The following is an 11807-nucleotide window of genomic DNA, read 5'->3' as shown; positions in this document are numbered from 1 at the left end:
CATTTACAAGAGCTGTTTAATAAGACTAATTTCAATGATGTCAAAGAACAATTTAATCCCCTTATTCCGGGATTATTTGATTAATTAATAACTCGTCCCGATTTTAACGGGACACTAGTGATTTGGGTTGCTTTTTCAATACGTAGCTTATTGATATAATCATTTATGCTCATGCTTGTCAATGCTTTCATTTTTGCGTATAAAGAAGAACGGCTCATTCCTATATTGCTTGTCAGGTATTGCACGTCCAGGGCTGGGTTCGAAAGATTCTCTATAACGAGGCTATTCAGTTTCAATAAGAACTTTTCATCAATATTACTAAGAGGTGAAGTCTCTGATTCTGTAATAACAAAATTATAATTTTTGTAGCGTGATTTGAATAATTCGATATGCCTGAGTTGATTGCGAATCAACATTAGTAATACATCGATATCAAAAGGTTTAGCCAAATAGGCTTCGGCACCTGTTTCGTACCCTTGGTACATACTTTCCGCATTATTTCTGGCTGTCAATAAAACGACTGGGATATGACTGATTTCAATATCCGTTTTGATACGGTGAGTAAGTTCAATTCCGTTTATTTGAGGCATCATAACATCGCTGACAATTATATCAGGATGATTTTTATAAATCAAATCGAGTGCCTTACTTCCATTTTCGGCAGTATAAACAGTCTTAAATTTGTCAGTCATGGCATCTTTTAAAAATGATAACATTTCAGATTCATCTTCAACAATAAGAAGTGAATAGGTTTTCATATCAAAACGAAGTCCTTCCTGGATTATGAAATCATTGTCATCAGTGGAGGACAATAGGCTGTTTAGATAGTTTTTTTCCGTGTAAACAATCTCTTTTTCGGTATTATTTGCTTTTAGTTCGAAAAAGAATGTAGAACCTTTCCCCTCGTTGTCTACTGCTCCAATATTCCCGCCATGTAACTCAATCAGTGTTTTAGAGTAAGATAAACCGATTCCGCTACCCGGTTGGTGATTATAGCCTTGATAGAAGCGGGTAAACAATTTGTTTGTATCGACGTCTTCGAGACCGGCCCCTTCGTCGCTGACAGATACTTTTACGTATTCTCCTACTCTTTGGGTCGATAAAGTGATACTGGAGTTATCCGGACTGTATTTCAACGCATTCATTAAAAAATTGGAAAGAATGACTTCGCATTTGTTTTTATCGAAAGAAACAGACGTTATAGAATGATCGAATACATATTTCAACTCGATTTTTTTTGTACTGAATTCTTCGTGGAAGTCTTCTGCAATGGAATGAACCCATGTATTCAGTTCATGAGGTTGCATGTGCAAGATATCCTGACTCACTTCCATCTTACGAATGTCCAATACCATATTTATAATGTTGGTCATTCGTTTAGCTTGCTTATATATGCCTGTTAATTTTTTTTGAGTTTCTTCTTCGAGATTATCCTGGTTCAGCATTCTTTTTAGCGGTGCATAAATTAATGTGAGAGGTGTACGTAACTCATGACTGATATTAATCAGGAAACGGACTTTTCCTTCATATACTTTTTGTTCGTGTTCTTTCATTTCCCATTTTAGTTTGGTGCTTCTTTTATGGAAAATGCCGATAACGATGCCTATTCCGATAGCAATGGTCAATAGAATGACGCTTAGAATAAACCAGGCACTTGTCCACCAGGGGGTCGATATGGTAAAAGATAATACTTTTATGGGAGTACTCCAGTTGCCGTCTTGCATATTGCATGATACAAATATTTGGTAATCACCGTAGGGTAATGTATGAAAAGTGAGCATAGGTTCATACGACTCGGAGGTGTATTTGTCAGGACCTATGATTTGATAACTGAACATTTTTTTTCGGAAAACATCTTCGTCATTAGACATAATTTTGATTACCAGTGAGGAATAATTCCAGGGAAGTTTAATCTGTTTTCCGGAATCCTTTATCTGGCGCTGATTTATTCTGACTCCGTCAAGAATTAAATCAGATAACTCTATGCGAGGCATAGAGTTATCATTAAGTTTTATATCATTACTGATGCGTGTTAATCCGGAAATACCTCCCATAAAAATATCTCCGGACTGGGAAATCAATACCGGTTTGGGTAGATATTCATTCGGGTAAGCTCCGTTCGATTCACCCAATAGGATAAATTTATCTTCTTCTGGGAAATAAGTGACAAGCATATCCTGTGTGCCTATCCACAATCTGCCGTTTTTATCTGAAATCAAAGAACTGACTCCGTGAAAAAGATTAGTTTCGATGGTCTTGATTTGATTGTTTTTATAATCGAAATGATGCAAGTATTGATTTGTTCCAATCCAAAAGTTTCCTTTGTTGTCGTCACAAATAGCAGTAATCTGTTCATTGACATTTTTCAGATTGAAAATAACCTTTAATGTACTGTTTGTATTATCAACTTCGAATAATTGCTTTATACTGAATAAATAAGTATGTTCCTTATTGTTTGAAACAACTTGTAAGGAACTGACGGTGATATTGGGAACCTGGTCGGTCAATTCTATGCCGTTGAATGTTTTCTTTTCGATATCGTAGAGATAGACCTTGTTAGCTAAGAAATGTATTTTGTTTTTAGAAAACTTGTTTATATTGACAGCCAGTCCCATGTGGTAAATATCTTCATCATTTTCTTTGTCAACGAGCCTGAATGGTATGAGTTGTCTTGTTTTTATATTGAAACGGTATAGACCTTTGCCAAAAAAAGAAAGGATTAATTCATTTTTATCTAACTTTGAAATAGAGGTTACTTTTTCATTTTGCGTTTCAGGATAATAGGAGAATGTATTGTTTTGAAGATCTAATTTATTGAGGCCTCCCCCGTCGGTACCGACCCATATCATACCATCGGAATCTTCATACAGGCTGGAGATAGTTCCATCACTTAATCCCAGCTTATTGTTAGGTTGAACTTCCCTGTATGTTTTTATGGACACTTCACGAATTCCGATCAGACCTCCACGAATACTTCCGGCCCATAAATTGTTTTTTTATCGATATACAGACTATAAACAGAGTTGACAGGGAAGGAATAGATATCACCCGGTGAATGTTTGATAAAAGAAAAAGATTGTTTTTTCCGGTCGAGTATATTGATACCTCCGCCATCGGTGGCTATCCACAAATCTCCGTTCCTTTCTTTTATATCCAAAATTATATTGTTGTTTAACCTTGAATTATTAGTTTGATAATGTTTAACCAGTTTTTCTTCTTTTGAAAAACACAGTAATCCTTTCCCATAAGGTGACACCCATAAGTTTTGCTCCGAATCGATATAAGTTGCCAATGTATTTTTTTCCTTGTAAAAAGGAGACCTTTCTATCTTTCCGCTTCTTAGGTTATAGATCCATAAGCCTTCCCAGCGACATCTGATCAATATCTTATCCTCCTTCCAGTATTCCATGGAATTGAAATATACTTTGTAATTTTCAGTTCCATTTATGGCTACAGGCTGGATCTTTTTGTGTTGATAGTCATATTTATAGATTATACCTCGTCCCCCGAATAAGATTCCGTCAGGTAATAACAGGAAAGAACGAACATTTATATTTTTGTCTTGATAGAGTACCGGGACAAAATGATCCAAATCATAATCGTATATGACTAAACCTTTCTCTGTTGAAATCCAAATGTTCAATAACGAGTCTTCTGCTATAAAATGAATCAGGTCGCTAGGTAAACTACCTTCTGTATCTTGTTTGTAACGATAAGTTTTTATTACGTTTCCGTCAAAACGGTTCAGTCCGAATTTCGTTCCGATCCAGATGTATCCTTTTTGGTCATTTAATATACATCTGACAGTGGATTGGGAGAGGCCTTCCTTAATGGATAACTGCTTAAAATAATAATCAGAAAAAGGATAAGCCTTACAGTTGCATCCTATAATAAGCAGTAATAATAGTATAGAAAAAGTTATTGTGTGTTTCATTGCTGATCAATATAGTTGTGGCAAAGATAATGAATTTCCAGCGGATGATATGAAATCAGGCTTATATTTGTTCCATAATTGTCCTCTCGGCTTCAAATATTGTATTTATTAACGGTATTGGACAAAAATGGAAAATAAATCGGAATCTATTAAACATACAAATCTAGCCTCCCTCATACATTTGCAGACACAGATAATTTAAATTTTTATTAACTTTTAAAATCTATAGTTTATGAGAAAGAAAATTTTACTTGTAGCTGCAGCTTTTGTAATGACAGCGAATGTAATGGCTCAGACGGATATAACTCCTGCCCGTTATGTATTTGCAAATCAGGAAGTAGGTACTTACTTATATGATGAGGCGATGGCCGGAGCTAATCCGCCTACTGCATTTACAAATGCAGTGGAAAAATTTAATGACGGTTATATTGTGTTGAATAACGGACAATTTGGTGCTGGATTGGCTGAAGCTCCCAATGCAATGTATATCCAATCGGGATCTTCTATTGTTGATTTGGGTGGAGAAGTAGGTAAAGTCTTATGTATTAAAGGTTCGAATTCTACTTTCTCGGCAGGAAAAGCAGCCGAAGGTACTTTTAATATCGGTTGGTGGAATATGAGCCTTTTCACTAAAGATGATGTTCCTGAGGAAACACCGGTACGATTCAGAGTTGTATTTAGAATTATAGAAAATACCCCTGATTTATCCAATGGGCAATTATCTGCTCAACCCTATACATATGCCGGTGATTTCGCTGATGCCACGGAAGTTTACGGAAGTGGTCATTTTATTGCCAGATGGGAAGATGACAATTCACCGAAAGAAGATGAAAATGGAAATCTTTATTATGATGATGAGCTTTGGCAGGTTACTGAATTTGACTATCAGGCTGGAACAGAAGCAGGAATTCCTTTGCGTCTAACTTTGCATTTTGCATCTCAGGCTAAGCTACCTAATTCAGCCATTTTAATTAAAGAAATCAAAATGACACTGAATCCGACGGGAGATGCAAAAACGGAGCAGATTCGTTTGAAATCGACAACAGTTGCCAATGAGGACATCAAGGTAAATGATAAAATATCTTATACTATTCTTGATAATCAGATAGAATTCCAGGGACTGACTCCGGGGGAAAAAGTTTATATCTACACTACTGACGGCAAACAGGTAAAACTATTTGTTTCCAATGGCTCCAACGACCGCGTTTCTTTGACCAGTGGTTTCTATTTTGTCAGATCAGGAGCTTCTACATTGAAGGTTTTGATTAAATAATTCAATCAGTATCTCATATTTTGTTAACTCAGAACAGTCATGTGTAAAAAACTTACTATAATTAGTATAATCGCTTTTTTGTGTGTCTTGTCCACAAAAGCACAAGTTGATAATTATGCGTTGAAACTGGTAGATAACAGCACCATTTCGTTCGGAAATATATCCGAGATGAATGGTTTGTCCTCTTATACCATTCAATTTTGGATGTGTCCATCCGGATGGAACAAAGGAACTGTCATCTACCAGGAAGAAAATTCTTTTGGAGCACGGTTAGGTGACGATACCGAACTGGTCTTCTTTGCTGGTAAAGAGTCTTTTTCTGTTAAGTCGCCGGATCTGGGAGTGAATAAATGGGCACATATCACACTGATTAGTGATAAAGGTGAACTGACTGTTTTAATAAATAACCAGGTTGTGAAGACTTTGTCACTAGTTTTTACAATACCGGCAACAAATGCGATTTTTAAATTGGGGGGTACCTTTTCAGGCAGACTGGATGAATTTAGAATATGGGGTACTGTTTTGTCTTCCGATTATGAGTATATGTGGCGGAATACATTGAATAAGTTTCATCCGCAATGGAAAGATCTGATTGCATATTATAAGTTTGATCAGAATCTATGTCCCAATGTGGTGGATTATACATATCGTCATCATGGTGAATTTACAGGGCAGTCCGGACGGGAGATCGTGACCGACAATCCTGACTTTACTTATTGTATTGTGGCTGCATATACTGATTTCGGTCGTTTTACAGACCGAGCTATCGATAAAGACAAATATCTTTTAGCTAATACATTAATAGTTTTAGGAATCAATTCTTATCCCGATGGAACCGTAAATGTCAGTTATCCCGATAATCAGGGTACAGTTGCAAATGGGACCTATATGAGTGACTATAAAGGTAGAAAAGGGATTCTTGCTTTAAATGGAAATGGTGCTCAGATGGAGGTCGGAACCAAGGCTTTACGATCTACTTCTACCTATTGTTTTCATACCTGGATTTATTTGGAAGAATGGACGGAAGGGGCTTTTATTATTAAAAAAGAAGCTTCCGATACAAACGGATTTTCAATTCGTCTTGGTGCTGAAGACAGTAAGCAGATTATCGTCCGCTTAAATGGTAAAGAATATATCCGCGACAAGAAAATGGAAATCGGGAAATGGGTACATCTGGGTGTGTCGACCAATAAGGAAAATGGCAAAGGGGAACTTTACTTGTTTACCTTCAATGGAGTAGCCTCTTTCCCTTCACGTGGAAACTTTCCGAATGAAGAGGTATCTTATATTCTACCCGATTTGTCGGATGTTCCGGCTGTTGTCGGCCTGAATTTACATGCCAAGTTGGATGAAACAGTTATTTGGGCAGGAGGGAAGAGTCAGGCTCAATTGAAATCTATTATGAATAACGGAGTGATCATGCCGGGGTTTGAGATCCAATTGGATGCTTCGTCGCTTTGGCCGACCGATTCTTATTGGGCATATGATAAGCAGGATAATTTGGGATATGATTCTTATTCTTTTAAACATTATATTAATATTATGCGGAGCGCTTATGACGGGCATAGAGGTTTTAAAATCAAGATGAGTGTCAGTAGTCATACTGGTTGGGAAACAACTTTCAGTGATGCTGGTCTCAGGAAGAAATTAGGAGAGAATATAGCAAAACTCGTTAATGAAACTGACCTGGACGGTGTTGATCTGGATTTTGAATGGACATACAGCGATACTGGATGGAAAAACTATGCATTGGTAGTAGAGCAAATCCGTAAAAACCTGAAAACAGGAAAAATACTAACGGTGACTCCCCATAATGTATCTTATCGTTTTCCGGTGGAATATATGAAATATGTGGATTATTTCCTGTTTCAGGTTTATGGACCGAATGATAAAAATATTTTTACACGGAATGGTTATCAAGCAGCTTACGATAAATTTCTGAGTTGGGGGTATCCGAAAGAAAAGATCGTGCTTTCTTATGCAACTACCACATCGGCAGGAATGGATGAAAATAGCAATGTAATTAAAAACGGTAATGCAACAGCGTATCCTCCGATTGGCATCCGCAATCTGTTTGATGATTTCTACTCTCCAGAAATTGATCGTATTTATCAGGAATCACCCGGTTGTTATCGTCTTTTCTGCGGTTATGACCAGACACTTTGGCGAAATCGGTTCGTAAAGGATAATCAACTTAGAGGTATTATGTATTGGGATATGGGGAATGATGTGAAAACATCTCATCCGTATAGCTTGGTAAAAGGTGCTAATTTCATATTAAACAGTAATGTGGATACATTGGTTACAAAAGTTAGTATAACTCCGGTCGGTAATATTTCTGTTTCCGTCAATCAGGACAAACTTCAGATATATCCTACATGGGTAGAAGAAACGGTCTCTTTTATATTGAAAGAGGGAGAGAGGCCGGAATATGTCCGGATCTTTGATGTGTCCGGTTCATGTGTGATTGGAAAAAAGATAAATGATGACTCACTGTACGTTGGAAATTTATCGAGAGGAAATTATTTTGTCCAACTATTTACAGCTACAGGAAAAGCCTTCAACGGTAGATTTATAAAGAAATAATTAATAATTGGTTATAATCCATGAAAAAATCATTTTATTCACTTTTAGTCGGCAGTCTTCTTTATTTTTCATTTTCAGCATGTGAGGATGACGCGACAAATCCAGGTGATTTCAGTTTGAAACCGACCCTGGAAGTTACCGGTATTGCTTCGGCAAGTAATAATTCATATACTTTCAATCTGGCCAGAAGTATCGATACTACATACCGTTATTTTTATACGGAGTCGGATACGTTGAAAGATCAAAACGGGAATTTAGTAAAGGATGAACAGGGTAACTATCAGATTACAAAAGATAGTATCTATTACGATGGGCAGACTACCGGTAAACTATATGAGATGGAAAAAATTATGTTGGACCCCGACATCGATACCTTGATGATATCGATTGCCAGCAACTGCAAATGGAAAGCGCCGATGCCAAGCAGCGGCGGAAAGGTACAATGGTTTTTTACCCAGAACCTGGCCGGTGGGGGAGACGGAACGCTGACGGTGGCTGTTACGCGCAATAGAAATGCGTCGCCCCGTGCTGTGGATGCTGTACAAATTGTGCATACTCCGGATAGTACGATTATGTATAAACTTATTTTCGGACAAAAAGGAGTTAGTAAATAAAAAGGATAAGCCTAATAATACAATTGCAAAGATATGAGACAAATAATTATGTTCATTTGCGGATGTCTTCTTTCCTTGTTAACCGCAAACGTTTATGCCCAGAACATCTCTGTAAGAGGTGTTGTTTTGGACGATATGAATGAACCGCTCCCTGGAGCGAATGTATATATAAAAGGGACTTCGAAAGGTACGATGACCGACATCGACGGTAAATTTACCTTACAGGTACCCAATTCTAAAAGTATTCTCGTGATTTCCTATATCGGTTACAAGGATAAGGAAATAACCGTAGGTAAACAACAGGACTTGAAGGTCGTTTTAGAGAGTAATTCGGAATTGATCGACGAAGTCGTTATCGTCGGTTTCGGTACGCAGAAAAAGATCAATGCGACAGGATCCGTAAAAACGATCGATAACAAAGTCTTTGAATCCAGACCATTGACGGATGCGGTTCAGGGATTGCAGGGGACAATTGCCGGTTTGAACATTACCAATGATCAAGGGGGTGCGTTGGGGCAAAAGATGGAAATCAATATTCGTGGTATCGGTTCCATAGACGAAGGTTCCAGTTCTGCTCCGCTGGTGTTGATCGACGGGATGGAAGGTGACTTATCGACAATCAATCCGAACGATATCGAGAATGTTTCCGTACTGAAGGATGCTGCGGCTGCCTCTATTTACGGTTCCCGCGCTCCTTTCGGTGTGATCCTGATAAAGACGAAAAGCGGATCGAGCCGTATTACTCAAGTAAACTATACAGGTAATGTCCGCATATCCAATCCGATAAAAGTTCCCCAGATGGTGGATTCTTATACATATGCATTAATGATCAACGATGCTTTCATCAATGCAGGAGGCGGTGCGCAATTCGGACAGGGACAACTGGATAAAATTTTGCAGTATCAGCGTGGCGAACTGCCTTATGGCATCGAAAAAGTGGCTGATCAAAATGATTGGACTTGGGGACAGCGGAGTTTCGGTAATACCGACTGGTATGATACCTATCTGAAAAAAGCGACGGTTTCGCAGGAACATAATGTCAGTGTTAGTGGAGGTACTGATAAAGTAAATTTTTATTTTTCAGGAAACTATCTGGATCAGACCGGTCTGTTCAATTATGCCGATGAACAGTTTCAACGTCTGTCCATCAACGGAAAGGTGGGTGTCAATTTTAATAAGTACGTGCAATTGGTTTGGAATTCCCGCCTTGTGAATACGGAAAACGATAAACCGACAGCCATGAACGACCTGTTTTTCCATAACTTGGGACGTCGGTCACCTCTAATGCCTCTTTATATGCCTAACGGTGAATACAACCGAGAATCCATGATTCCAGCAATGAAAGACGGAGGGCGTGTGAACAACAAAAATCAGCAACTGTATAACCAGGCTACATTGACCATTACACCGATTGAGAAATGGAATATCCATGTTGAACTGAACAGTCGTTTGGAATCACCCCGTGATACCCGTCAGTTTAAAAAGATTCAAAGCAGTCTTCCCGATGGTACTTTACAATATATATCTGTGTTGGAAGGCGTAGCCGACAAGACTGAAGTTAAGGATAACGGATCATTCAACCGTCAGCCTGCGGCCGGAGTAAGTTACTTTGAAAAAGGTAACGGACGAGTCAACTATTTCAATACGAATATTTATACGAATTATGACTGGAATATTGATAAGCATGCTTTTGGAGTATTGCTGGGCGGACAATCGGAGTATTATTATACCGAAACGACCCGTGTAGCTTCAGATGATATTTTGCTGGATGATAAACCTTTCCTGCCATCGGGTGCCGGTACCAATACGATGATGTCAGATAAGAAAGGAGAATGGTCTTCACTCGGTTTCTTCGGACGTATCAATTATAATTATGATGAACGTTACATGGCTGAAGTCAATCTGCGTTATGACGGTGCATCACGTTTTCCCTCCAATCAGCGCTGGGCATTTTTTCCGTCTTTTTCCGTGGGATGGAATATCGCCAGTGAGCCGTTTTGGGAATCTTTAAATGAAGCCGGTTTTGAGTATTTGAAATTAAGAGGTTCGTATGGGAAGCTGGGAAGCCAGAACACCACGTCTTTTTATCCGTATTACCAGAAGATGGAAGCTAAAAATGCCTCCTTGGTGCTTGGTGGGCAACAGGCCGTTTCACTTCCGATGTACAATCCTTATTCTGTCAGCCTGACCTGGGAAAAGATTGAAAATATGGGAGCTGCGCTCGAATGGGGATTCTTTAAGAATCGTTTTACGGGAACATTGGAATGGTTTCAGCGTTCAACTAAGGATATGGTTGGCCCCTCCAAGTCGTTGCCTTCTATTTATGGAGCCAGCGCTCCGAAAACTAACAATGCGGAATTGAGAAACCGGGGTTGGGAATTCGAAATCGGATGGAGAGACCAGGTGAATAAGAATTTCGGCTACGGTATTTCGGCGACCTTCAGTGATTATCAGACAGAGATAACCCGCTACGACAGTCCTGACGGTAAACTTGACGGCTGGTATAGCGGAAAGAAATATGGCGATATCTGGGGATATGAAACGATTGGCATAGCTAAAAGTGATAAAGAAATGACCGATTATTTGGCTTTGCACGATCAATCTTCGATTGGTAGCAAATGGGGCGGCGGCGATATCATGTATAAAGACCTGAATAACGACGGAAGAGTGGACAAAGGTAGTGAAACCGTCAATGATTACGGTGACCTGAAAGTGATAGGTAACGGTACTCCCCGTTTTGCTTATAGCTTTACGTTGGATGCACGCTATAAGTTCATTGATTTCAGAGCCTTTTTCCAAGGCATCGGTAAGCGCGACGTATTCTTTAAAGATAGTGCGACTTTCTTCGGGATGGTAGGAGCTTGGCAACGTTCTCTTTACACAAATCATCTGGATTACTTCCGGTATGCCGGCGAAACATTGGGTGCCAATATGGACGATCCTTACTACGGACGCATAAGAACAGACAGAAACAACTCGCAAGTGTGTGATCGCTTTATGCAAAACGCAGCTTATCTGCGTTTGAAGAACCTGCAAATCGGTTTTAATCTACCGGAATATACGAAACTGAGCAAATATGTGAAGAGGGCCCGTCTGTATGTATCCGGTGAAAACCTATTTACTATTACTAAACTAAAGATTTATGATCCGGAAGCTGTCGGTAAAACTGACAGTGCCTATGGACCGGGTAAAACCTATCCGATGTACAGAGTATGGTCAATAGGTCTGGACGTAACTTTCTAAATACATTTTGGGTAATCAGTAAACAGTAAGTAATATAGTTCCTATGTTTAAAATCGGAAAAGACGGATAGCACGAGATAGCACTACAAAAGCTATACCATTTTAGTTAACTTTGTATTGTATCAAATTCATTATTAACTAATAACGATATAGCTTAT

The 11807-nt window shown here is 38.7% G+C and carries 6 protein-coding genes; 4 read left to right on the top strand and 2 right to left on the bottom strand.

Annotated features, from left to right (window positions below; all coding sequences use genetic code 11):
* Nucleotides 1-80 precede the first annotated feature (80 nt).
* A complete protein-coding gene (locus NBH15_RS28095) occupies nucleotides 81-2942 on the bottom strand; it encodes a hybrid sensor histidine kinase/response regulator (RefSeq protein ID WP_250824118.1) in 2862 nt (953 codons plus the stop codon).
* Between the two features lie 14 nt (nucleotides 2943-2956).
* A complete protein-coding gene (locus tag NBH15_RS28090) occupies nucleotides 2957-3934 on the bottom strand; it encodes a ligand-binding sensor domain-containing protein (RefSeq protein ID WP_250824117.1) in 978 nt (325 codons plus the stop codon).
* Nucleotides 3935-4166: 232 nt separating this feature from the next.
* On the opposite strand from NBH15_RS28090, the gene NBH15_RS28085 reads away from it, so the two are divergent.
* From NBH15_RS28085 to NBH15_RS28070, 4 genes are read left to right on the top strand one after another with little or no spacing between them, the layout of a single operon-like run.
* On the top strand, nucleotides 4167-5207 hold the full coding sequence (locus NBH15_RS28085; RefSeq protein WP_147426538.1) for a T9SS type A sorting domain-containing protein: 1041 nt from the start codon (nucleotides 4167-4169) through the stop codon (nucleotides 5205-5207).
* Nucleotides 5208-5246: 39 nt separating this feature from the next.
* The gene (locus tag NBH15_RS28080) at nucleotides 5247-7793 is read left to right on the top strand and encodes a LamG-like jellyroll fold domain-containing protein (RefSeq protein WP_122327350.1); all 2547 of its coding nucleotides are present in this window, start codon (nucleotides 5247-5249) and stop codon (nucleotides 7791-7793) included.
* A 20-nt stretch (nucleotides 7794-7813) separates the two neighbouring features.
* Entirely contained in the window at nucleotides 7814-8407 is a 594-nt protein-coding gene (locus NBH15_RS28075; protein ID WP_122327349.1) for a hypothetical protein, read from the top strand.
* A gap of 33 nt (nucleotides 8408-8440) precedes the next feature.
* Nucleotides 8441-11650, top strand: coding sequence for a SusC/RagA family TonB-linked outer membrane protein (locus NBH15_RS28070; RefSeq protein WP_122327348.1), 3210 nt, complete (start codon nucleotides 8441-8443; stop codon nucleotides 11648-11650).
* The last annotated feature ends 157 nt before the right edge of the window (nucleotides 11651-11807 follow it).

It is taken from the genome of Parabacteroides caeci, assembly GCF_023656795.1.
Taxonomy (GTDB): domain Bacteria; phylum Bacteroidota; class Bacteroidia; order Bacteroidales; family Tannerellaceae; genus Parabacteroides; species Parabacteroides segnis.
The sequence above is the reverse complement of the archived record's forward strand: the minus strand, read 5'-3'. Positions and strand labels throughout refer to the sequence as shown.

What these genes read in the sequence shown, in the direction of transcription:
- NBH15_RS28090 (WP_250824117.1), bottom strand. Translation starts at nt 3,934, where the DNA reads ATGAAACACACAATAACTTTTTCTATACTATTATTACTGCTTATTATA.
- NBH15_RS28075 (WP_122327349.1), top strand. Translation starts at nt 7,814, where the DNA reads ATGAAAAAATCATTTTATTCACTTTTAGTCGGCAGTCTTCTTTATTTT.
- NBH15_RS28085 (WP_147426538.1), top strand. Translation starts at nt 4,167, where the DNA reads ATGAGAAAGAAAATTTTACTTGTAGCTGCAGCTTTTGTAATGACAGCG.
- NBH15_RS28080 (WP_122327350.1), top strand. Translation starts at nt 5,247, where the DNA reads ATGTGTAAAAAACTTACTATAATTAGTATAATCGCTTTTTTGTGTGTC.
- NBH15_RS28070 (WP_122327348.1), top strand. Translation starts at nt 8,441, where the DNA reads ATGAGACAAATAATTATGTTCATTTGCGGATGTCTTCTTTCCTTGTTA.